Origin of the sequence: Lentzea sp. NBRC 102530, assembly GCF_030269365.1 — a bacterium.
GTDB lineage: Bacteria > Actinomycetota > Actinomycetes > Mycobacteriales > Pseudonocardiaceae > Lentzea.
In genome coordinates this window covers 254,294-274,361 of the sequence record NZ_BSTF01000005.1, presented here as the reverse complement: position 1 = coordinate 274,361, position 20,068 = coordinate 254,294, and the positions used below count along the sequence as shown (strand labels likewise).

Annotated in this window: 26 protein-coding genes; 9 read left to right on the top strand and 17 right to left on the bottom strand. The window is 69.6% G+C overall.

All coding sequences use genetic code 11. The features are described from left to right. Positions 1-72 precede the first annotated feature (72 nt). Both QSK25_RS15655 and QSK25_RS15650 read right to left on the bottom strand, forming a co-directional pair. On the bottom strand, positions 73-486 hold the full coding sequence (locus QSK25_RS15655) for a Trp biosynthesis-associated membrane protein (protein ID WP_285638989.1): 414 nt from the start codon (positions 484-486) through the stop codon (positions 73-75). Further along, on the bottom strand, positions 476-2,014 hold the full coding sequence (locus QSK25_RS15650) for an anthranilate synthase component I (RefSeq protein ID WP_285638987.1): 1,539 nt from the start codon (positions 2,012-2,014) through the stop codon (positions 476-478). The genes QSK25_RS15655 and QSK25_RS15650 overlap by 11 nt, the downstream gene beginning before the upstream one ends. 38 nt (positions 2,015-2,052) lie before the next feature. Between QSK25_RS15650 and QSK25_RS15645 the strand changes: the two genes are divergently transcribed. Then, on the top strand, positions 2,053-2,664 hold the full coding sequence (locus QSK25_RS15645) for a TetR/AcrR family transcriptional regulator (RefSeq protein ID WP_285638986.1): 612 nt from the start codon (positions 2,053-2,055) through the stop codon (positions 2,662-2,664). Between the two features lie 4 nt (positions 2,665-2,668). On the opposite strand, the gene hisI is transcribed toward QSK25_RS15645, so the two are convergent. Genes hisI through hisF form a run of 3 tightly spaced genes read right to left on the bottom strand, consistent with a single transcriptional unit; the run spans position 2,669 to position 4,130 of the window. Next, entirely contained in the window at positions 2,669-3,019 is a 351-nt protein-coding gene (gene hisI / locus QSK25_RS15640; protein ID WP_285638985.1) for a phosphoribosyl-AMP cyclohydrolase, read from the bottom strand. Beyond that, positions 3,016-3,375: a hypothetical protein gene (locus QSK25_RS15635; RefSeq protein ID WP_285638983.1), complete on the bottom strand. Its 360-nt coding sequence runs from the start codon at positions 3,373-3,375 to the stop codon at positions 3,016-3,018. The genes hisI and QSK25_RS15635 overlap by 4 nt, the downstream gene beginning before the upstream one ends. Further along, complete coding sequence (gene hisF / locus QSK25_RS15630) at positions 3,372-4,130, bottom strand: imidazole glycerol phosphate synthase subunit HisF (RefSeq protein ID WP_285638981.1); 759 nt, start codon at positions 4,128-4,130, stop codon at positions 3,372-3,374. Before hisF ends, QSK25_RS15635 begins: the two co-directional genes overlap by 4 nt. A 58-nt stretch (positions 4,131-4,188) precedes the next feature. Here hisF and QSK25_RS15625 point away from each other — a divergent pair, with 58 nt between their 5' ends. Then, positions 4,189-4,578 carry a PPOX class F420-dependent oxidoreductase gene (locus QSK25_RS15625; protein WP_285638980.1) on the top strand — a complete coding sequence of 130 codons (390 nt, stop codon included), beginning with the start codon at positions 4,189-4,191 and terminating at the stop codon, positions 4,576-4,578. A gap of 186 nt (positions 4,579-4,764) precedes the next feature. Next, positions 4,765-5,466 (top strand): Clp protease N-terminal domain-containing protein, encoded by a 702-nt coding sequence (locus QSK25_RS15620; RefSeq protein ID WP_285638979.1) that lies wholly within the window; start codon positions 4,765-4,767, stop codon positions 5,464-5,466. Here the strand turns inward: QSK25_RS15620 and priA are convergent. The 6 genes from priA to QSK25_RS15590 form a co-directional block, all read right to left on the bottom strand. Further along, a complete protein-coding gene (gene priA, locus QSK25_RS15615) occupies positions 5,432-6,163 on the bottom strand; it encodes a bifunctional 1-(5-phosphoribosyl)-5-((5-phosphoribosylamino)methylideneamino)imidazole-4-carboxamide isomerase/phosphoribosylanthranilate isomerase PriA (protein WP_285638977.1) in 732 nt (243 codons plus the stop codon). The genes QSK25_RS15620 and priA overlap by 35 nt on opposite strands. Positions 6,164-6,237: 74 nt before the next feature. Continuing rightward, positions 6,238-6,873 carry an imidazole glycerol phosphate synthase subunit HisH gene (hisH, locus tag QSK25_RS15610; protein ID WP_285638975.1) on the bottom strand — a complete coding sequence of 212 codons (636 nt, stop codon included), beginning with the start codon at positions 6,871-6,873 and terminating at the stop codon, positions 6,238-6,240. Between the two features lie 10 nt (positions 6,874-6,883). After that, a complete protein-coding gene (locus QSK25_RS15605; RefSeq protein ID WP_285638972.1) occupies positions 6,884-7,696 on the bottom strand; it encodes a hypothetical protein in 813 nt (270 codons plus the stop codon). An 8-nt stretch (positions 7,697-7,704) separates the two neighbouring features. Continuing rightward, on the bottom strand, positions 7,705-8,478 hold the full coding sequence (locus QSK25_RS15600) for a hypothetical protein (protein WP_285638971.1): 774 nt from the start codon (positions 8,476-8,478) through the stop codon (positions 7,705-7,707). Positions 8,479-8,573: 95 nt separating this feature from the next. Beyond that, entirely contained in the window at positions 8,574-9,467 is an 894-nt protein-coding gene (locus QSK25_RS15595) for a transketolase family protein (RefSeq protein ID WP_285638968.1), read from the bottom strand. Next, positions 9,467-10,129: a thiamine pyrophosphate-binding protein gene (locus QSK25_RS15590; protein WP_285638966.1), complete on the bottom strand. Its 663-nt coding sequence runs from the start codon at positions 10,127-10,129 to the stop codon at positions 9,467-9,469. The genes QSK25_RS15595 and QSK25_RS15590 overlap by 1 nt, the downstream gene beginning before the upstream one ends. 74 nt (positions 10,130-10,203) lie before the next feature. Here QSK25_RS15590 and soxR point away from each other — a divergent pair, with 74 nt between their 5' ends. From soxR to QSK25_RS15575, 3 genes are read left to right on the top strand one after another with little or no spacing between them, the layout of a single operon-like run. Then, entirely contained in the window at positions 10,204-10,650 is a 447-nt protein-coding gene (gene soxR, locus QSK25_RS15585) for a redox-sensitive transcriptional activator SoxR (protein ID WP_502881863.1), read from the top strand. A 44-nt stretch (positions 10,651-10,694) separates the two neighbouring features. Continuing rightward, complete coding sequence (locus tag QSK25_RS15580) at positions 10,695-11,219, top strand: RNA 2'-phosphotransferase (RefSeq protein WP_285638963.1); 525 nt, start codon at positions 10,695-10,697, stop codon at positions 11,217-11,219. Then, positions 11,216-11,821 (top strand): class I SAM-dependent methyltransferase, encoded by a 606-nt coding sequence (locus QSK25_RS15575; RefSeq protein ID WP_285638960.1) that lies wholly within the window; start codon positions 11,216-11,218, stop codon positions 11,819-11,821. Before QSK25_RS15580 ends, QSK25_RS15575 begins: the two co-directional genes overlap by 4 nt. On the opposite strand, the gene QSK25_RS15570 is transcribed toward QSK25_RS15575, so the two are convergent. Genes QSK25_RS15570 through hisD form a run of 4 tightly spaced genes read right to left on the bottom strand, consistent with a single transcriptional unit; the run spans position 11,818 to position 14,988 of the window. Next, positions 11,818-11,973 carry a CG2302 family histidine operon protein gene (locus QSK25_RS15570; RefSeq protein WP_285638958.1) on the bottom strand — a complete coding sequence of 52 codons (156 nt, stop codon included), beginning with the start codon at positions 11,971-11,973 and terminating at the stop codon, positions 11,818-11,820. The genes QSK25_RS15575 and QSK25_RS15570 overlap by 4 nt on opposite strands. Beyond that, entirely contained in the window at positions 11,973-12,572 is a 600-nt protein-coding gene (gene hisB / locus QSK25_RS15565) for an imidazoleglycerol-phosphate dehydratase HisB (RefSeq protein ID WP_285638957.1), read from the bottom strand. The genes QSK25_RS15570 and hisB overlap by 1 nt, the downstream gene beginning before the upstream one ends. Next, positions 12,569-13,675 (bottom strand): histidinol-phosphate transaminase, encoded by a 1,107-nt coding sequence (locus QSK25_RS15560; RefSeq protein ID WP_285638956.1) that lies wholly within the window; start codon positions 13,673-13,675, stop codon positions 12,569-12,571. Before QSK25_RS15560 ends, hisB begins: the two co-directional genes overlap by 4 nt. After that, positions 13,672-14,988, bottom strand: a complete 1,317-nt coding sequence (gene hisD, locus QSK25_RS15555) for a histidinol dehydrogenase (protein WP_285638955.1) — start codon at positions 14,986-14,988, stop codon at positions 13,672-13,674. The genes QSK25_RS15560 and hisD overlap by 4 nt, the downstream gene beginning before the upstream one ends. Before the next feature lie 132 nt (positions 14,989-15,120). Here hisD and QSK25_RS15550 point away from each other — a divergent pair, with 132 nt between their 5' ends. After that, positions 15,121-16,416, top strand: a complete 1,296-nt coding sequence (locus QSK25_RS15550) for a M14 family metallopeptidase (protein ID WP_285638954.1) — start codon at positions 15,121-15,123, stop codon at positions 16,414-16,416. Here the strand turns inward: QSK25_RS15550 and QSK25_RS15545 are convergent. Continuing rightward, complete coding sequence (locus tag QSK25_RS15545) at positions 16,400-17,530, bottom strand: aminotransferase class V-fold PLP-dependent enzyme (protein ID WP_285638953.1); 1,131 nt, start codon at positions 17,528-17,530, stop codon at positions 16,400-16,402. The genes QSK25_RS15550 and QSK25_RS15545 overlap by 17 nt on opposite strands. A gap of 27 nt (positions 17,531-17,557) precedes the next feature. Here QSK25_RS15545 and QSK25_RS15540 point away from each other — a divergent pair, with 27 nt between their 5' ends. Together QSK25_RS15540 and QSK25_RS15535 are read left to right on the top strand one after the other, a co-directional pair. Continuing rightward, positions 17,558-18,046, top strand: coding sequence for a hypothetical protein (locus QSK25_RS15540; RefSeq protein ID WP_285638951.1), 489 nt, complete (start codon positions 17,558-17,560; stop codon positions 18,044-18,046). A gap of 10 nt (positions 18,047-18,056) precedes the next feature. Continuing rightward, the gene (locus QSK25_RS15535; RefSeq protein ID WP_285638950.1) at positions 18,057-18,548 is read left to right on the top strand and encodes a hypothetical protein; all 492 of its coding nucleotides are present in this window, start codon (positions 18,057-18,059) and stop codon (positions 18,546-18,548) included. Here QSK25_RS15535 and QSK25_RS15530 read toward each other — a convergent pair. Beyond that, entirely contained in the window at positions 18,541-20,040 is a 1,500-nt protein-coding gene (locus QSK25_RS15530; RefSeq protein WP_285638949.1) for an ABC transporter substrate-binding protein, read from the bottom strand. The two genes, QSK25_RS15535 and QSK25_RS15530, sit on opposite strands and share 8 nt — an antisense overlap. Between the last annotated feature and the right edge of the window lie 28 nt (positions 20,041-20,068).

Here is a 20,068-nt window from a genome sequence, read left to right as displayed (position 1 = left end):
CGGGGTTCACCTGTCCCTGCAGCTAACCAAGGTTGTGCACGTGTCACATGCGCGAACGCAGGTGAATGATCTTCACTCGTTCGAGGAACGTTCGCCCGCCTTCGAATCGTCGGTCGGGTCGTCGGTCGGGTCGTCGCCGCGCTCCAGAGCGCGCCACAGGTCGGTCTCCGGGTCGGCCGCGCGGGTCTTCTGGCCGCCCATCCCGATCTTCGGCATCCGGCCTCCCAGCGCCGCCTGGAGCGCGCCGGAGGCCACCACGAGGACGCCTCCGGCGATCGCGAGCCAGTGACCCGAGAACGCCGCCACGACGCCCACGACGACCAGCAGCACTCCGAGGATCCGGCGCACCACCCCGCTCAACGCGAGGACCGCCGCGACCGACGCGAGGCACAGCAGCGCCACCGGCACGGAGTCCGCGCCCCAGAAGGCACCCGCCGCGCCCACCAGCAGGAGCGCGGCGATCCACAGTGGACGGCTAGCGTTCAACTGCCGGCGCCATGGTCTGGGCGGTGGCGATCGCGGCCAGGACCGCGCCCGCCTTGTTGAGGCACTCGTTGTCCTCGGCCAGCGGGTCCGAGTCGGCCACGATGCCGCCACCGGCCTGCACGTACGCCACCCCCTGGCGCACCAGGGCGGTGCGGATGGCGATGGCGGTGTCGGCGTCCCCGGCGAAGTCGAAGTAGCCGACGACGCCGCCGTAGAGGCCGCGGCGGGTGGGCTCCAGTTCCTCGATGAGCTCCATGGCGCGCGGCTTGGGCGCACCGGACAGCGTGCCGGCCGGGAAGCAGGCGGCGACGGCGTCGTAGGCCGTCCTGCCCTCGGCGAGCTCACCGGTCACGGTCGACACGATGTGCATGACGTGGCTGTACCGCTCGACCTTGAAGAAGTCGACGACGTGCACCGAACCCGGCTTGCAGACGCGCCCCAGGTCGTTGCGGCCGAGGTCGACGAGCATGAGGTGCTCGGCGCGTTCCTTGTGGTCCGCGAGGAGGTCCTTCTCCAGCAGGGCGTCCTCTTCGGGGTCCTCGCTGCGCCAGCGGGTGCCCGCGATGGGGTGCGTGGTCGCCTTGCCGTCGCGCACCGTCACGAGCGACTCGGGGCTGGACCCGACGATGTCGAACCCGTCGAGGCGCAGCAGGTACATGTACGGGCTGGGGTTCGTCGCGCGCAGCACGCGGTAGATGTCGAGCGCGTCGGCGTCCGTGTCGATCTCGAACCGCTGCGACACGACGACCTGGAACGCCTCGCCTGCCCGGATGGCCTCCTTGGCCCTCTCGACGGCGGCGAAGTGCTCCGCCTGCGAGCGCTTGCGCCGGAACTCGGGCTTGGGCCGGGAGAACACGGCGGCCGTCGGCGGCGCGGGCGTGTGCAGCGACGTGGTCATCTCGTCGAGGCGGCGCACCGCGTCGTCGTACGCGGCGTCGACGCGCTCGGGCGAGTCGTCCCAGTTGATCGCGTTCGCGATGAGCGTGACGGTGCCCTCGTGGTGGTCGAGCGCGGCCAGGTCGGTCGCGAGCAGCATCACGAGCTCGGGGATCTTCAGGTCGTCCTCGGCGATGACGGGCAGCCGCTCCAGCCTCCGCACCGCGTCGTAGCCGATGTAGCCGACCATGCCGCCGGTCAGCGGGGGCATGCCGGGCAGCGGGTCGGTGCGCAGCACCTCGATGGTCTCGCGCAGCACCTGCAGCGGGTCACCGCCGTCGGGCAGGCCGACGGGGCGCGTGCCCGTCCAGTACGCCTCGCCGCCGTTCGCCGTGAGCGCCGCGCTCGACCGCACGCCGATGAACGACCACCGCGACCACGAGCGCCCGTTCTCCGCCGACTCGAAGAGGAACGTGCCCGGCTGATTGGCCCCGAGCTTGCGGTACAGGCCGACCGGGGTCTCCGCGTCCGCGAGCAGCTTGCGCACCACCGGGATGACCCGGCGGTTGACCGCCAGCTCGCGGAACTCCTCACGCGTTGGGCTCACGGCCCCCAGACCAGCGGCGGCCACAGCCCCGATGACGCTCACCATGTCACCAATTGTTGCATAAATTCAACATCTGTTGAACTATGGCCCGTGTGGAGCAAGTGAACCAGAAACGCCGCGGCCGCCGAGCCGCGGGCGAGGACACCAGGGCCGCGCTCGTCGCGGCGGCCCGCGAGGTCTTCGTGGAAAAGGGCTACGACGGTGCCACCGTACGCGCGATCGCCGCCAAGGCGGGCGTGGACGCCGCCATGGTCAACCACTGGTTCGGCGGCAAGGAGGGCCTGTTCGCGCAGTCCGTCCTGCAGCTCCCCTTCGACCCCGCCGAGATCCTCAAGCGCCTGCTGGACGGCCCCGTCGAGGAGGCGGGCGAACGCGTCATCCGCACCTTCGTGACGGTGTGGGACGCGACCGGCGGCGGCACCTTCGCCGCCCTGATCCGCAGCGTCACCAGCCAGCCGGAGGTGGCGGGCGCGCTCAAGGGGTTCCTCGTCAACGCGATCTTCAACAAGGTGCTCGCGGAGATCGGCGCCGAACAACGCGAACTGCGCGCCACGCTCTGCGCGACGCAGATGGTGGGGCTCGGCATCGTCCGGTACGTCGTCGGGTTCGAGCCGCTGGCCTCGACCGACCTGGAGACCGTCGTCAAGGCCATCGGCCCGAACATGCAGCGCTACCTGACGGGCGACCTGGACTGACCCGTCACGCGTCGGCGAGCAGGACCGTGGCGTCGAAGCACGTGCGGTCGCCCGTGTGGCAGGCCGCACCCTGCTGGTCGACGGTCAGCAGCAGCGTGTCGCCGTCGCAGTCGAGGCGCACCTCGTGCACGTACTGGGTGTGGCCGGACGTCTCGCCCTTCACCCACAGCTGCTGGCGGCTGCGCGAGTAGTAGGTCGCGCGACGGGTGGTGAGGGTGCGGTGCAACGCCTCGTCGTCCATCCACGCCACCATGAGCACCTCACCGGTGCCGCGCTGCTGGGCCACGGCGCACACGAGGCCGTCCGGGGTGCGCTTGAGGCGTTGCGCGACGGCGGGGTCGAGCGAGTTGCTCAACGGGGACCTCCCAGGTGTTCACGAGCTGGTCCGGTGTTGAGCAGGACCACTCCGTAGATGTGCACGGCGGACAGCACGCCGGACGCGACGCGGGCCCATGCCGGTCCGTCGGCCAGCACGATGACGAGGTGCAGCAGCGCCACCAGGATGAAGACGATCATCGCCGGGTAGTGCACGACCCTCAGTCGCAGCAGCAGGGCCGCGGCGATCGGCAGCTCCACGATCGCGAGGAACGACGGCAGCTTCAGCACGTCGGCGTCCCCGGTCGTCCGCCACATGATCAGGCCCACGACGAAGAACACGAGCGCGCCACCGAGCGCGACCGCCGAGGCGACCCGCACCTCGACGGGTTTCATCGCACCACGACGCCCGCCTGGCGCAGGCCGTCCTTGACCTCGCTGATGCGGAGCTGGCCGAAGTGGAAGACGCTCGCGGCGAGCACGGCGTCGGCCCCCGCGGCGACGGCCGGCGCGAAGTGGTCGACGGCGCCCGCGCCACCGCTCGCGATCAGCGGGACGTCGACCTCGCGGCGGACCAGTTCGAGGAGCTCGAGGTCGAAGCCCGCCTTGGTGCCGTCGGCGTCCATGGAGTTCAGCAGGATCTCGCCGACGCCCAGTTCCTGGCCCTTCGCGGCCCACGCGACGGCGTCGATGCCGGTGCCGTTGCGGCCGCCGTGGGTGGTGACCTCGAAGCCGGTACCGCCGGGCACGCGCCGCGCGTCGACGGACAGCACGACGCACTGCGCGCCGTACCGCTCCGAGCACTCCTTGAGCAGCTCGGGGCGCGCGATGGCGGCGGTGTTGAGGCTGACCTTGTCCGCGCCCGCGCGGAGCAGCTTGTTGACGTCCTCGGGGCTGCGCACGCCGCCGCCGACCGTCAGGGGGATGAACACCTGCTCGGCGGTGCGGCGGACGACGTCGAACGTCGTCTCGCGGTCGCCGCTGCTGGCCGTCACGTCGAGGAACGTCAGCTCGTCGGCGCCCTCGGCGTCGTACGCCCTGGCCAGCTCGACCGGGTCGCCCGCGTCGACGAGGTTGGTGAAGTTGACTCCCTTCACCACCCGGCCGCGGTCGACGTCGAGACAGGGGATGACACGGACCGCGACTGACATGCGGGAAAGCCTACCGGGGAGCCTGGAAAGACCGCGCCGAGGACTAGGCTGCGGCGCCATGATCAGCGACTTGGGCGAGGGCAAGTACCTGCTGCTGACGACGTTCCGCAAGGACGGCACCGCGGTGCCGACGCCGGTCTGGGTCGTCGCCGGCGAGAACGACGGCGTGATCTACGCCTGGAGCGCGCGGGACAGCGGGAAGGTCAAGCGCATCCGGCGCAGCGGGACCGTCGAGGTCGGCCCGTGCGACGTCCGCGGCAACCCCCAGGGCCCGTCGGTGCCGGCGCACGCCGTGTTGCTGGACGACGACGCCAGCGACGACGTCCGGGCGCGCATCTCGAAGAAGTACGGCCTGTTCGGGTGGGTCACGGTCTTCGGCAGCAAGGTGCGGCGCGGGCGGACCGGATCGGTCGGCATCCGCATCACCGCACCCGCCGATCAAGCTTGAGTTGAGTCGTCAACACCGGGTCAACGTTGAGTGGACTGGTCAATGTCGGCTCAACGTTGACTGCGTTCAATCAACGTTGACGTGGGTCGTCAACATGGACATGCCAAAGGTTTGCGCACCGAAGACAACGTTGTCATCGTCAACCCAAAGTTGACGATCGACATGATGTCAACCTAGAGTTGACGCATGATCCAGTTGACCGACCTCATCGTCACCGTCGCCCAGGAGGCCGACGACGCGCTCGTACGCCTGACCAAGGCCGTCGAGATGAGCGGTCAGCTGAGCGAGCTCGGCGACCACCTGATCGGTCACTTCGTGGACGAGGCGCGGCGGGGTGGGGCGAGCTGGGCCGAGATCGGGGAGAGCCTCGGCGTCACGAAGCAGGCGGCGCAGAAGCGGTTCGTGCCGAAGGAGTCGCCGGAGCTCGGCAAGCCGACGATGGAGCGCTACACGCAGCGGTCGCGGCGGGTCATCGCGCTGGCGCGGCACCACGCGCGGTTCAGCGAGCGGATCGGCACCGAGCACCTGCTGCTCGGGTTGCTCGACGAGTCGGCGGGGCTCGCGGCCAAGACGATCGCGAAGCTGGAATCAGGTGACGGCAGCACGCGCATCGCGACCCTCAACCGGCTCGACGCCGAGGCCAAGCAACGGCCGGAGAAGCAGCCGTACACCACGCACTGCAAGAAGGCGCTCGAACTGGCCGTGCGCGAGGCGTTGCGGATGGGCCACATGTTCATCGGCACCGAGCACATCCTGCTCGGGGTGCTGCTGGAGGCCGACGGGACCGCGGCCGACGTGCTCCACAACACGGGTGTGACGCACGCGGCCGCGGCCGCTCACATCGAGTCGGTCGTCAACGGACCGCAGCGAGTGCTTCCGGGAGCGTGAACGCGCCGGCGTACAGGGCCTTGCCGATGATGGAACCCTCGACGCCGTCGCGGGACAGCGCGGCCAGGGCCACCAGGTCGTCCACAGTGGACACGCCGCCGGACGCGATGACCGGGGCGTCGGTGCGGGCGCAGACCTCGCGCAGCAGGTCGAGGTTCGGGCCGGTGAGCGTGCCGTCCTTCGACACGTCCGTGACGACGTAGCGGGTGCAGCCGTCGCGGTCGAGGCGGTCGAGGACCTCCCAGAGGTCGCCGCCGTCCGACGTCCAGCCGCGGCCCTTCACGCGGTGGCCCTGCTCGGTGATGCGGACGTCGAGGCCCACGGCGATCTTCTCGCCGTACGCGGCCAGCGCCTTCGCGCACCACTCCGGGTCTTCGAGCGCGGCGGTGCCGAGGTTCACGCGGGCGCAACCGGTGCCGAGGGCCGCCTCGAGGGAGGCGTCGTCGCGGATGCCGCCGGACAGCTCCACCTTCACGTCGAGTTCGCCGACGACGCGCGCGATCAGTTCGCGGTTGGAGCCGCGGCCGAACGCCGCGTCGAGGTCGACGAGATGGATCCACTCCGCCCCGTCGCGCTGCCACTGCAGGGCCGCGTCGAGCGGCTCGCCGTAGTTCGTCTCGGTACCGGCTTCGCCCTGCACGAGCCGGACGGCACGACCGTCGGCCACGTCAACAGCGGGGAGGAGTGTGAACGTCACGCGGTCAGCCTAGCGTCACCGGGGACGAGGGCGGCCACGTGCTCTCGGACCTCCGACGCCCCTGTTGACGGTGATCACGACAGGGTGGTCAGCCAGTTCCGCAGCAGGTGCGCTCCGGCGTCGCCGGACTTCTCCGGGTGGAACTGGGTCGCCCACAGCGGACCGTTCTCGACGGCCGCCACGAACTCGTCACCCGCGTGGTCGGCCCACGTCACGAGCGGCGCCTTGAGGTGGTCGGCCGGCTCCAGCTCCCAGCGGCGCACGCCGTAGGAGTGCACGAAGTAGAACCGCGTGTCCTTGTCCAGCCCGGCGAACAGCTGCGACTCCTCGGGCGCGCGCACGGTGTTCCAGCCCATGTGCGGCACGATCGGCGCTTCGAGCCGCTCGACGGTGCCGGGCCACTCACCGCAGCCCTCGGTCAGCACGCCGTGCTCGATGCCGCGGTCGAACAGGATCTGCATGCCCACGCAGATGCCGAGCACCGGACGGCCACCGGCGAGGCGCGCGCCGATGATCCTGGCGCCCTGCACCGAGTTGAGGCCCTCCATGCACGCCGCGTAGGCACCGACGCCGGGGACGACGAGACCGTCCGCCTCACGGGCGGCGCGGGGGTCGGACGTCACCTCGACATGGGCGCCGACCCGCTGAAGCGCGCGCTCGGCCGAGCGCAGGTTGCCGGAGCCATAGTCAAGTACGACGACACGTGCCACGCCGTCCAGGTTAGTCGGTCGGAACCGCACCCTGGGTGACCGGGATGACCGGCAGCACCGTGTTGATCGGTTTCGTCCGCACGAGCCGCCGCCTGAGCATCACCAACAGCCCGACGAGCAGCACCAGCAGCAACGCGCCGACGAGGTAGTACACGAACGCGGGCATGTTGAGCAGGACGGTCACCAGTGCCGTCACCACCATCAGAGGGAAGATCAGCGCCAACGGCCACAGCTGCGCGCGCGGCGGCTCCAGCGTGGTCAGCACGCCGTCCGCCCGGCCCTGCTCGGTGAGTTCGGCCACCTGCGCGACCTCCAGCAGCCCGGCGGCGCGGAAGAAGTCGGGGATCGCCGCGCGGCCGTTCTGGAAGTCGCGGATGCGTTCGAGCGTGCCCTTGCGGCTAGCGGACGGGTACAGCGCGGTGAGCTTGTCGATGGCGTCGAGCTGCCACTTCTCCCGCTCGCGCAGGTCGACCATGCCCGCGGTCATGCGGTCGAAGGCCTTGCCGACCGGCCCGGACTGCTTGGCCTGTCCCGACAGCCGCAGCACCGCCTCGCGCGGCCCCCACATCGAGGCGCGGCCGAGCGACGTCGTGAACATGTAGAGCAACGCGGCGTCGTCGTTCCACACGGCCAGCGCGGCGCCGCCGCCGATCTTGCGCACCCGGTTCGTCATGTACGCGGCCTCGTTGAGCTTCGTGGCCGGCGGGGGCAAGAGCACCGTGCCGGACTGCACCGGGACGAGCGCCGCGGGTCCCACGTTGCCGCTGTGCATGGCCTTCTGCAGCTCGGCGGCGTTCAACGGGGTCCAGATCAGCATTCTCACGACCAACATCATTCCTGGTCGGCTTCACGCGCCCATGCGGACATGCCCAGAACATCGCGCACCGGGAACGCATCCGTGCGCCGCCGGCGGCTCCACACCACCGCGCAGACGGCCCCCGACCACGCCAACGCACACACGAGCAGCGCGCACACCGGAACCGTGATCTGGACCGGAACATCGTTCGCCACCAGCAAGAAGACGAGCAGGAACGCCACGGCGGCGGTACCGGCGAACGACGGCCGCGGGTCGACCCACGGCGTGTCGGCCATGCCCTGGCGCTCGCCCACGAGGCTCTCCCACCACTTCTTCTCGTGGTGTGGAAGGGCGTCGTCGACTTCCCCGCCGTCGACCCTCACCAGTGCCTGGGCGTCCAGGAAGTACCCCGCCGCCTCCAACGCCGTGCACAACGCGCCGATCCCGTCGTGCACACCTTGTCGGCGCACCGTCTCCGCGGCCTCACCCAGCCAGCCGAGGCCTTCCGGCAGCCGCCTCGGCGGTGCCGGTTCGAACGAGTCGTCCGGGCCGAACCTCCAGCCCCGGACCTCTCCGTCGAAGTAGACGAGCCACGCCGTCGACTCCGTCCACATGAGACCAATGCGCCTGCCCTTGACGACGCGCAGGCCGTCGATCAGCGTCTCCGCCGTGTACGGCTCGGGGCCGAGCACGAACGTGCCGTGCGGAACGGGCACCAGCAACCGCGGCCTGGCCGCGCGCCTGCTCAGTTCCGCACTCGTGCGTTCAGGATCGGCAGTGGTCCACACGACCACACGTGGGTTGGGCACGATCAGGATCCTGCCTGATCGTGCCCCTCATCTCACGGCCGGACTGCGCGCGAAGGCGCTCCGGTCCAGTCATCCCCCATGGCGAACATGTTCCTTCACCCCCTGAAGAAACTCCGCACAGCACTCCCCAGCCCCACCACGTCAAGATCATGAGCGGAGTCATGGTCCTCGGCCGTGCCGTAGTTGCGGAGCTCTGCGTGTCGTTTGACGCCTATAGAACGCACACGGTGCGGAATATGTTGCAGCGTTTCCGAAATTTGATGAGAAGAAGTTCCTTCGAGGTACGGTTCGACCACCATCACGTCGGCGTGGTCGGTGTCCTGCACCGCCTTGCGCAGTCCGTCGGAGTCGAACGGCCGGATCGTCGTCGCGTAGAGCACGGTGACATCGGCCTTTTCGCGCTCGACGGCCGCGAGCACGCGGTCGAGCATCGGGCCGACGGCGAGGACGACGCCGCGCTTGCCGTGTTTCAGGGTGGTGAATCCCTCGCCCACGGGGTGGGGCCGGGTGTTCTCGTGCAGCGAAAGCCTCATGTAGACGCGGTTCTCGTCCTTCAGGGCCTGGCGCAGCAGCGGAACGACCTCGTCGGGGTGTCCGGGCACGTGCACGGTCCAGCCGGGCAGCGTGTCGAACAACGCCACGTCGGCGGGTGCCTGGTGGGTGCGGCCCCACGCCGGGTCGTCATAGGACGCTCCGATGCTCACGAACACCGCGCCCACGTCCTGGTGTCCGATGTCGAGCTTGATCTGCTCGTAGGGCCGTTCGACCAGGAACGGCGCGTAGCTGTGCACGACCGGGCGCAGGCCGGCCAGTGCCAGGCCGCTCGCCACGCCGACCATGGTCTGCTCGCGGATGCCCACGTCCACGACGCGTTCGTTCTCCTGCGGGAACTCGTTGCTGGAGATCACCGCGGTCACGACGGCGATGCGCGGGTCGGCGGCGATCTCGTCGTTGACCGTCTTCACGAAGGCCTGGCGCATGGTGGTCATCAGCAGCTCCTCTCTACCTTGGCGACGACGGCGTAGGGGCGGTCGTGCGGCGCGGTCAGTGTGGTGAAGATCGCCTCGTGGTCGCGGCCGTCGACCTCGGCCGTCTGCCAGCCCTCGACGGCGAACCGGCGGGCGATGCCGCCGGGCCAGCCGTACATCGCGGACTGGTTGTCGACCACGATCGTGGTGAGGTTCGAGACGCCGCGCCGCGCCGCCACCGCGATGGCCTCGTGGTTGCTGCCCTCGTCCAGTTCGCCGTCGCCGACCAGCACGAACGTGCGGCCCCGGCTGCCCGCGATCCGCTGGCCGATGGCCGTGCCGACCGCGATCGGCAGGCCGTGGCCGAGCGAGCCGCTGCTGATCTCGGCGCCGCGCACGAGCACCCGGTCGGGGTGCTGGCCGAGCGGGCTGTCCCACGACGTCCAGCCGTCCAAAATGGATTCCTGGATGAAGCCCTTCTCCGCGAGCACGGCGTAGTACGCCATCGGGCCGTGTCCCTTGGAGAGCAGGAACCGGTCGCGATCGGGGTCGTCGACGGTCGCCGGTGTGACGTTGAGGACCTTGTCGTAGAGGACCCAGAGCACGTCGATGGTGGAAGCCGCAGCCCACTCGTGCTTCTCGTCCCCGGTCATCCTCGCGAAGAGCTCTGGTATCCGTTGCATGGCACCAACTCTTCAACCTCGACCATGCTGGAGGTCAAGACCGTTACCATGATCTGGTGAGCAAGCTGCCGGAAATGCTGACCATCGGCCAGGTCGCCGAACGCAGCGGCGTCCCCCACACGGCGCTGCGCTTCTACGAGGACAGGGGCCTGATCGCCTCGGTGCGCACGGCGGGCAACCAGCGCCGCTACCTGCGCTCGGTGCTGCGCCGGCTCGCGTTCATCCGCACCGCCCAGCGCGTGGGCCTCACGCTGGAGGACGTCCGCGACGCCCTCGCCCAACTCCCGGACAACCGCACGCCGACGAAGTCCGACTGGGAACGCCTCTCGCGCTCGTGGAAGTCGGAGCTCGACGCGCGGATCGACGCGCTGTACCGGCTGCGCGACCGCCTCACCGGGTGCATCGGCTGCGGGTGCCTGTCGCTGCGCAGCTGCGCGCTGCAGAACATCGACGACGAGCAGGCGTCGCACGGGCCGGGCGCGCCCAAGCTCAAGCCCGTGGGCGAGGGCGGCACCGACTAGGAACGGCAAAACCGCTGGACGCGCTGTGGTTTGCTGGTGACCAAATGGAAGACGAAAGAATGATCCGCCTCTCCAAGCGGATGTCCAAGGCACTGCGGCACCAGCCCGAGCGCATCGGTCTCACCCTCGACCCGGCTGGTTGGGTACCCCTGGCCGACCTACTGAGCGCCCTCGGCGTCTCCGAGGCCGACGTGCGCGAGGTCGTCGCCCGCAACGACAAGAAGCGCTTCACGATCGACGGCGACCGCATCCGCGCCAACCAGGGCCACAGCGTCGAGGTCGACCTCGGCCTGCCCACCGCGGTCCCGCCCGGGCAGCTGTTCCACGGCACGGTGGCGCGGTACCTCGACGACATCATGCGCGAGGGCCTGCGCCCGATGAACCGCCACGACGTGCACCTCTCGCCCGATCGCGAGACCGCCCACCGCGTCGGCTCACGGCGCGGACGGCCGTTGATCCTCACCGTCGACGCCGCGGCCATGCACGCGGACGGCCACGAGTTCCGGCTCAGCGCGAACGGCGTGTGGCTCACGCAGCACGTCCCCGCCCGCTACCTTCAGACCTCGTGAAGCACATCGTCGAGGCCGGTTACGACGTCATCGCGGAGCGGTACGTCGACTGGTCCGCCCAGATCACCGACGACCCGCGGCTGCGCTACCTCGCCGAGTTCGACGAGCGGCTGCCCGACGGCGCGAAGGTCCTCGAACTCGGCTGCGGTGCGGGCGTCCCCTGCGGCCGCAAGCTCGCCGAACGGCACGACCTGCTCGGCGTCGACCTGTCCCGGCGCCAGGTCGAGCTCGCCCGCGCCAACGTGCCGGGCGCGCGGTTCGAGAAGGCCGACATGACCGCGCTCGACCTGCCGGAAGGCGAGTTCGACGGCATCGCCGCGTTCTACTCGATCCTGCACGTGCCGCGCGCCGAACAGCCCGCGCTCCTCGCGAAGATCGCGGGCTGGCTGAAGCCCGGCGGCCTGTTCCTCGCCTCGCTGGGCACCGGCACGCCGGACGTCACCGAGACCTGGCTCGGCGTGGACATGTTCTTCGGCAGCAACACGCCCGAGCAGAACCGGGCGCTCATCGCCGAACACCTGGAGCTCGTCGTCGACGACCTGGTGACCATGCACGAGCCGGGCCCGGTGGCGTTCCACTGGGTGCTCGCCCGCAAGGGTTAGAGCAGCCAGAGGACGGCGCCCCCCACGGCGACGACGGTCAGCACCAGCAGGATGATCGCCAGGAGCTTGGCGGTCTTCCAGGTGGTGTAGACGCCACCGGCCAGGAAGCCCGCGAGGGCCAGCAGGCCGATGACGACGACTTCCTTCGGCATCAGAGCACGCCCTTGGTCGACGGGATGCCGCCGACGCGCGGGTCCGGCTCGGTCGCCGTGCGCAGGGCGCGGGCGATGGCCTTGTACTCGGCTTCCGCGATGTGGTGCGGGTCGCGGCCGTACTCGACCCGCACGTGCAGCGCGATCTGGGCGTGGAAGGCGAGCGACTCGAAGACGTGCCGGTTGAGCACGAACGGGTAGTTGCCGCCGATGACGAAGCTGTTGAACTGCTCCGGCTCGCCCTTGTGCACGGTGTACGGGCGGCCCGAGACGTCCACCGCCGCGTGCGCGAGGGTCTCGTCCATCGGGATCCAGCAGTCGCCGAACCGGCGGATGCCCTTCTTGTCGCCCAGCGCCTCGCGCAGCGCCTGCCCGAGGACGATGGCGATGTCCTCGACCGAGTGGTGCGCGTCGATGTGCGTGTCGCCCGTGGCCCTGACGATCAGGTCGAAGCTGCCGTGCACGCCGAACGCCGTCAGCATGTGGTCGTAGAACGGCACTCCCGTGCTGATCTCGACCTGGCCGGTGCCGTCGAGGTCGATCTCGACGTAGACCGACGACTCCCTGGTGGTGCGCTCCACCTTGCCCACACGGCTCACCGGCTGACCTCCTTGCTGGCCGCGAGGAACGCGTCGTTCTCCTCGGGCGTTCCGACGGTCACCCGCAGGTGACCCGTGATTCCGACGTCCCTGATGAGCACGCCGTGGTCCAAATAGGACTTCCAGACCTCACGTGCGTTCTCGAACCAGCCGAACAGCACGAAGTTCGCGTCCGACGGCACCACCTGGAAACCCAGCTCCGTCAGCGCCGCCGACACCCTGTCGCGTTCGGCGGCGAGCTTCGCCACCGACCCCAGCGTCTCCGAGGCGTGCCGCAGCGAGGCGCGCGCGGCCGCCTGGGTCAGCGCCGACAGGTGGTACGGCAGGCGCACCAGCTGCAGCGCGTCCACCACGGCCGGGGCCGCCGCCAGGTAGCCGAGGCGGCCACCCGCGAACGCGAAGGCCTTCGACATGGTGCGCGAGACGATCAGCCGCGAGCCGAACTCGTCCAGCAGCTTGATCGCGCTCTCCTGCGGGGAGAACTCCGCGTACGCCTCGTCCACCACGATCATGCCGGTCGTGGACGCGATCAGCAGGCGCAGGTCGTCGAGTGGGATCGACTGGCCCGTCGGGTTGTTCGGCGACGTCACGAAGACGACGTCCGGCTTCGTCTCCGCGATCAACGCCGCGGCCTTCTCCACGTCCAGCGAGAAGTCGGGCCGGCGCGGGGTCGGCGACCACTCGGTGCGCGTGCCCGCCGCGATGATCGGGTGCATCGAGTACGACGGCTCGAAGCCCAGCGCCACCCGCCCGGGCCCGCCGAACGCCTGCAGGATCTGCTGGAGGATCTCGTTCGACCCGTTGGCAGCCCACACGTTCTCGGACGTGAGCGGCACCGACGTGGCCTCGCTCAGGTACGCGGCCAGGTCGTCGCGCAACGCCACCGCGTCGCGGTCCGGGTACCGGTGCAGCTCGCCCGCGATCTCGGCCACCGCCGCGACGACGTCGGCGGCGAGCGCCTCCGTCGGCTCGTACGGGTTCTCGTTGGTGTTCAGGCGGTACGGGACGTCGAGCTGCGGCGCGCCGTAGGGCGTGCGGCCGCGCAGGTCTTCGCGCAGGGGCAGGTCCGACAACTCCACCCGTGCGCCGATCACCGGCTTCATCGGGAGAACCTCGCTGTCACGGCCTGCCCGTGCGCGGGCAGGTCTTCCGCGTTGGCCAGCGCGACGACCTTGTCCGCGACCTCCCGCAGAGCTTCTTCGGAGTAGTCGATCACGTGGATGCCGCGCAGGAACGTCTGCACCGACAGGCCCGACGAGTGCCGCGCGCAGCCACCGGTCGGCAGCACGTGGTTCGAGCCCGCGCAGTAGTCGCCCAGCGACACCGGCGAGTGCGCGCCGACGAAGATCGCGCCGGCGGACCGGATCCGCCCCGCCACCTCACGAGCGTCGCGCGTCTGGATCTCCAGGTGCTCGGCCGCGTAGGCGTCGACGACCCGGACACCTTCGTCCACAGAGGACACGAGCACGGTGCCGGACTGCTTGCCGCGCAACGCCGTGCGCACCCGCTCGCTGTGCCTGGTCGCGCCGGTCTGCCGCTCCAGCTCCACGTCCACCGCGTCCGCCAGCTCGACCGAGTCCGTCACCAGCACGGACGCGGCCAGCGTGTCGTGCTCGGCCTGGGAGATCAGGTCCGCGGCCACGTGCACCGGATCGGCCGTCGAGTCCGCCAGGATCGCGATCTCGGTCGGGCCCGCCTCGGCGTCGATGCCGATCAGGCCGCGCAGCACGCGCTTCGCCGCGGCCACGTAGATGTTGCCCGGCCCCGTCACCATGTCGACCGGTGCGAGCTCGGCGCCGTCCGTGTCGACGCCGCCGTGCGCCAGCAGCGCCACGGCCTGCGCACCACCGACGGCCCAGACCTCCTCGACGCCGAGCAGTGCGGCCGCGGCCAGGATCGTCGGGTGCGGCAGGCCGTCGAACTCGGCCTGCGGCGGCGAGCACACGACCAGCGACTCGACGCCCGCGATCTGCGCCGGAACGACGTTCATCACGACCGACGACGGGTACACGGCGAGACCACCGGGCGCGTACAGCCCGACCCGCTCGACGGGAACCCACTTCTCCGTGACCGTGCCACCGGCGACGACCTGCGTGGTCTTCTCGGCACGCCGCTGGTCGGAGTGGACGCGCTGAGCACGGGCGATCGACTCCTCCAGGGCCTCGCGCACGACCGGGTCCAGGTCGGACAAAGCAGACTTGAGAGCGGAATCGGGCACGCGGACAGAAGCGGGACGAACACCGTCGAACTTCTCGGTGTACTCCAGCGCCGCTTCGACCCCGCGCTCGGCGATCGCGTCGACCAAAGGCCGTACATGATGCAGAACCGCGTCCACGTCCACCTCGGCGCGCGGGACAACAGCGCGCAACTGAGCGGGAGTCGTGGTGCGACCTCGCAGGTCGATGCGGTTGAGCATGACTCACAGCCTAGTTCCTGCAGAAATCTGTCAACGGTCAGCCCGCTATCGGCGCTACTCAGCCTGTGACGCCCCGGCCACGCTCGGTCGAGCACAACTCCGTCGCAAACCCCTGCTGATGATGGAGGACCCATGTTCACCAAGCGCCGCGGCAAGATCGCCGCGATGCTCGCCATATGCCTGCCCGTGCTGGTCGCGGGCATGGCGACGCCCAGCACGGCCGACTCCGGCCGCTACCTGCTGGAAATCACCGCGAACACGTCGGCCGAACGCACCAAGATCGCCCAGAGCGGCGTCGACGTGCTCGGTGCGGTGAAGCTCACCACCGTCTCGGTCGTCGCGGACAAGGCGCAGTACCGGGCCCTGCAGGCCACCGGACTGCCGATCAAGTACGTCGGCGACTTCGAGAAGGAGCTCAAGGCACTCGGCAAGGTCGACTTCACCGATCCGCAGCCGGGCCAGATCGGCACGCAGGACTTCCCGTCCGGCTACGCGGGCTACCACAACTTCGCGGAGATGACCGCGGAGCTCCAGCAGACCGTGCGGGACCACCCGACGCTCGCGAGCCTGCGCAGCATCGGCAAGAGCGCGCAGAACCGGGACATCTGGGCCCTCAAGGTCAGCGACAACGTCGCGACCGACGAGGCGGAGCCCGAGGTGATCTTCACCTGCAACCAGCACGCGCGTGAGCACATCACCGTCGAGCAGTGCCTGCAGATCATCAAGCGCTACACCGACAACTACTCCACGCCGGCCATCAAGAACCTGGTGGACAGCCGCGAGGTGTGGTTCGTCCCGATGGTCAACCCGGACGGCGTCGAGTACGACATCGCCACGGGCTCGTTCCGCGGCTGGCGCAAGAACCGCCAGGGCAACGGCACCGACCTCAACCGCAACTGGGGCTACAAGTGGGGCTGCTGCGGCGGTTCCAGCGGCAGCACGACCTCGGACACCTACCGGGGCCCGTCGGCGTTCTCCGCTCCGGAGACCACGGCCGTCAAGAACTTCGTGGACTCGCGCGTGGTCGGCGGCGTTCAGCAGATCAAGACGAACATCGACTTCCACTCGTTCTCGGAGCTCGTGCTGTGGCCCTTCGGCTACACCACCGCGAACACCGCACCGGGCCTCGACGCGACCGAGGAACGCGCGTTCCGCACGCTCGGCCAGCAGATGGCCGCCACCAACGGCTACACGCCGGAGCAGGCGAGCGACCTGTACATCACCGACGGCAGCATCGACGACTGGATGTGGGGCCAGCACAAGATCTGGTCCTACACCTTCGAGATGTACCCGAGCAGCGGCGGCCTCAACGGCTTCTACCCGCGGGACACGGTCATCGCGGCCCAGACGAGCCGCAACGACCGCGCCGTCGACCTGTTCGTCGGCTACTCGGACTGCGTGAAGCGGGTCATCAACGTGTCCTGCTGACCGTCCCGATGATCTCCAGGGCCCGGTCGAGCTCGTCGTGAGTGACGAAGTAGTGCGGGGAGGCCCGCACTACTTCGCCCAGGCCCCGCCGGGTCATGTCGAGCAACGTCGACCCGGCCTGCGACACGGTGACGGCGACGTTCTGCTGCCACAGCCGGTCCTTCAACTCCAGCGCCGGCACACGCTCCGACGTGAAGGTGACGATGCCCGACTGCCGCTCACCGAGATCGCGCACGGTGATGCCGGGGATGGTGGCGAGCCCCTCGCGCAAGCGCTTGGCGCGGTCGGCGACCTCGGCCTCGATCACGTCGAGCCCCATCTCGAGGGCATGACGCGCGGCCGCGATCATGCCGAGCCGGTCGGCGATGCCGCACTCCCACAGTTCGAAAACGCGGGCATCCGAGCGCAGCCTGTACTCACGCGGGCCCGTCCACTCACCGCTGTGCAGGTCCACCAGGCGTGGGTGGAGTCGTTCCCGCACCTCGTCGCGCACGACGAGGGCGCCGGTACCGCGCGGGCCTCGCAGCCACTTGCGGCCGGTGCAGGCCAGCATGTCGTAGTCGAGCCCGCGCAGGTCCAGTTGACCGGTCGACTGGCAGGCGTCGAGCAACACCAGCGCCCCGACCTCACGAGCCGCCGCTGTGATGTCGTTGACCGGGTTGATCAGGCCGCCGTTCGTCGGCACGTGCACGAGCGAGATCAGCTTGACTCGGTTGTCAAGGTCCAGGGCGCCGAGATCGACCTGTCCGTGACTGTCGGACGGGATGACCTCGACGACCGCCCCGGACTCCGCCGCTCGACGCAGTACCGGGATCGCGTTGCCAGCGTATTCAACCTCGGTGACGAGAATTCGGTCTCCGGCCGACAGAGGCACCGCGTCGAAGGCCGCCAACCATGATCGAGTGGCACTGTCCGTGAAAGCGACCTCGGACGGCTGACACCCGAAGAGGTCAGCGAGAACGCCGTACCCCGCCTCCAGGTCGTCCCGCCGTTCCGCCGCGGCGCGATAGCCACCGATCTCGGTTTCCCGCCTGAGATGGCCGATCACCTCGTCCACCACCGGCGCGGGAGGGATCGAGGAACCTGCGCTGTCCAAGAAGATCAGATCGCTCACTCACCCCACTGTGCCACCATCGGATACATGGGGGATCGCACGTTCGGGTACAGCGCTCAGGTAAGACCTTTCCTGTGGGTTTTCCTCGTGGTGACACCGCTGGAAATCCTGCTCGTGGAACTCATCGTGCCGTGGTTCTGGCTGCGCGCGGTGCTCCTCGCTTTCGGCGTGCTGAGCGCGTTGCTGCTCGGCTACCAGCTCTGGATGCTCTACAAGTTCAAGCACGAGGTCGACGACGAGCACCTGTGGCTGCGGTACGCGCGGGAGTTCGAGTACCGCATCCCGCGGCACGCCATCGACAGCGTCACGCAGGGCATGACGAGCTGGGCGACGGGCAAGACCCGGTCCGTTGTGGACGGCACGCTGGTGCTGGAGATCTCCCACTCCACGAACGTCTCGGTGCGCCTCAGCACACCGCTGGAGATCGACCTCGGCCGCCGGGGCGCGCACGACGTGACGAAGATCGAGTTCTGGACCGACGACCCCGAAGGCATGGTGCGCGCGCTGCGAAAATAGGCTCACGGCCATGGTGGAGATCCCCTACGGCAAGCGCATGAAGCCGCGGTACGTGCGGTTCCTGATCATCACGGCGGTCGGGATCGCGCTGGTCGCGTTCGGACTCGACATCCCGTGGCTGCTCATCACCCTGAGCATCCTGGGCGTGCTGAACGCCGTCGTGTGTGTGGGCGCTCTCTACGTGCTGACGAAGCAGCCGCACACTGTCTCCGACGACGAACTGCGGCTGCGCCAGCTGGGTTTCTTCGACTGGCGCCTGCCGACCGCGGACCTCGGCCGGGCCCAGATCGCCGAGCGCAGCCACAAGGGCCAGCGCAGCGTCGAGGTGATCGGCGACGCCCTCGTCATCCAGTCGCTGACCAGGACGAACGTCACCGTGCCGTTCCACGAGCCGCAGCTGGTCGACCTCGGCAAGACGGGCGTTCAGCGGGTCGAGCGCGTCGAGTTCTGGGCGGACGACCCGGAACGCGCCGTCCGCGAGATCAACGCCAGGACTACTTAGGCTCCCACTTCTCCAGGTTCCACCACGGACCCCAGGCCAGCGCGCCGTAGGAGTTCGGGTCGACCACGGGCTGGTAGCCGTTCCACGAGTCGCGCAGGACGTACGCGTGCTCCGGGAACACCAGCACCGCCATCGACGGCGCCGCGACGAACGCCTGCTGGAAGAGCTTGTACGCCACGGCCCGCTGCGCCGGGTCGTTCAGCCTGCGGCCGTTCTCCAGCGCGGCGTCGGCGGCGGGACTGCCCTGGCCGCGCAGGTCGTAGAGCATCAGGTCGGGGTCGAACGGCGACCCCTCGCCGTACAGCAGCGCGTCCTGCGCCATCCGCGGCCGGATCGCCTCCCACGACAGGCCGGCGAGCTGCACGTCCACGCCCACGGCCTTGGCGTCGGCCGCGAACGCCGTCGCGAGGTCGGCGCGCAGGTCGTCACCCAGCGGGTACATCAGCGTGAACCGGGCCGCGACGCCCTCGCGCACCCGGATGCCGTCCGCGCCGGGCACCCAGCCGCCGACGTCGAGCAGGCGGGTCGCCTCGGTCTTGTCGAAGCGGAACTTCGCGGTCGTGTCGAACTCCTCGGCGAGCGCGTCCGGCACCGGCGTGTACGCGACGGTGCCCTTGCCCTCCAGCAGGCTGTCGATCATGCCCTGGCGGTTCGCGGCGAAGTTCAGCGCGAGGCGGATGGCGGCGTTGCCGGTCACGGGGTTGGCCGCGGGCAGCCGCACGGCCCGGTAGTCGGCGCTGCGGTGGTACTGGACCTGCAGACCGGACTTGCCGGCGAACTGGGTGACGATCTTGGGCGGCAGCACCGTGCCGTCGAACTCGCCGTCCTGCATGCGGCGCGCGCGCTGGTTGTCGTCGGTGACGAACACGACCGTCACCTTCTTGACCTTCGGCGCGCCGTCGAAGTACCCGTCGTTGGACTCCAGCAGCAGCCGGTCGCCCTTCTTCCACTCGGTGACCTTGTACGGCCCGGTGCCGACGGGCTGGCCGTTCGGGTTCGCCTGCTCGCTCGGCAGGATGCCGAGCACGAGCAGGTGCGGGAACGCGGCGTGCACCTGCGTCAGCGTGAAGCGGACCGTCGACGGGTCGACCTGGTCGACGCTCTTGAGGGTGCTGAACCGCTCCTTGACCGTCGTCTGCAACGCCGCGGTGTACGTCGCCACGACGTCCTCGGCCCCGAACGTGCTGCCGTCGGTGAACTTGACGTCGCCGCGCAGCTTGACCGTCCAGCTCAGCCCGTCCGCCGCCGGTTCGGGCAGGTCTGCCGCGAGCTGCGGGGTCAGCGAGCCGTCCTGGCGGTGCTCGACGAGGCCGTCGTAGATCTTGGACACGCCCTGCGCGCCGTACCCGAGCAGCGGGTTCAGCGTGGTGGGCTCGTCGCGGTCCGCGAGCACGATCGACGTGCCGTTCGACCCACCGTCCGGGCGGGGTGTGGCGGTCTCGGTGCAGCCCGCGACGGCCAGCAACACGACTAGGAGCAGTGGGGAACGCACGGTGTTAGACCTTATCTGGCCAGGACCC

What these genes read in the sequence shown, in the direction of transcription:
- QSK25_RS15650 (WP_285638987.1), bottom strand. Translation starts at nt 2,014, where the DNA reads ATGGTGAGCGTCATCGGGGCTGTGGCCGCCGCTGGTCTGGGGGCCGTG.
- QSK25_RS15645 (WP_285638986.1), top strand. Translation starts at nt 2,053, where the DNA reads ATGGCCCGTGTGGAGCAAGTGAACCAGAAACGCCGCGGCCGCCGAGCC.
- QSK25_RS15635 (WP_285638983.1), bottom strand. Translation starts at nt 3,375, where the DNA reads ATGAAACCCGTCGAGGTGCGGGTCGCCTCGGCGGTCGCGCTCGGTGGC.
- hisF (WP_285638981.1), bottom strand. Translation starts at nt 4,130, where the DNA reads ATGTCAGTCGCGGTCCGTGTCATCCCCTGTCTCGACGTCGACCGCGGC.
- QSK25_RS15625 (WP_285638980.1), top strand. Translation starts at nt 4,189, where the DNA reads ATGATCAGCGACTTGGGCGAGGGCAAGTACCTGCTGCTGACGACGTTC.
- QSK25_RS15620 (WP_285638979.1), top strand. Translation starts at nt 4,765, where the DNA reads ATGATCCAGTTGACCGACCTCATCGTCACCGTCGCCCAGGAGGCCGAC.
- QSK25_RS15595 (WP_285638968.1), bottom strand. Translation starts at nt 9,467, where the DNA reads ATGACCACCATGCGCCAGGCCTTCGTGAAGACGGTCAACGACGAGATC.
- QSK25_RS15590 (WP_285638966.1), bottom strand. Translation starts at nt 10,129, where the DNA reads ATGCAACGGATACCAGAGCTCTTCGCGAGGATGACCGGGGACGAGAAG.
- soxR (WP_502881863.1), top strand. Translation starts at nt 10,204, where the DNA reads ATGCTGACCATCGGCCAGGTCGCCGAACGCAGCGGCGTCCCCCACACG.
- QSK25_RS15580 (WP_285638963.1), top strand. Translation starts at nt 10,695, where the DNA reads ATGGAAGACGAAAGAATGATCCGCCTCTCCAAGCGGATGTCCAAGGCA.
- QSK25_RS15570 (WP_285638958.1), bottom strand. Translation starts at nt 11,973, where the DNA reads ATGCCGAAGGAAGTCGTCGTCATCGGCCTGCTGGCCCTCGCGGGCTTC.
- QSK25_RS15560 (WP_285638956.1), bottom strand. Translation starts at nt 13,675, where the DNA reads ATGAAGCCGGTGATCGGCGCACGGGTGGAGTTGTCGGACCTGCCCCTG.
- hisD (WP_285638955.1), bottom strand. Translation starts at nt 14,988, where the DNA reads ATGCTCAACCGCATCGACCTGCGAGGTCGCACCACGACTCCCGCTCAG.
- QSK25_RS15550 (WP_285638954.1), top strand. Translation starts at nt 15,121, where the DNA reads ATGTTCACCAAGCGCCGCGGCAAGATCGCCGCGATGCTCGCCATATGC.
- QSK25_RS15540 (WP_285638951.1), top strand. Translation starts at nt 17,558, where the DNA reads ATGGGGGATCGCACGTTCGGGTACAGCGCTCAGGTAAGACCTTTCCTG.
- QSK25_RS15535 (WP_285638950.1), top strand. Translation starts at nt 18,057, where the DNA reads ATGGTGGAGATCCCCTACGGCAAGCGCATGAAGCCGCGGTACGTGCGG.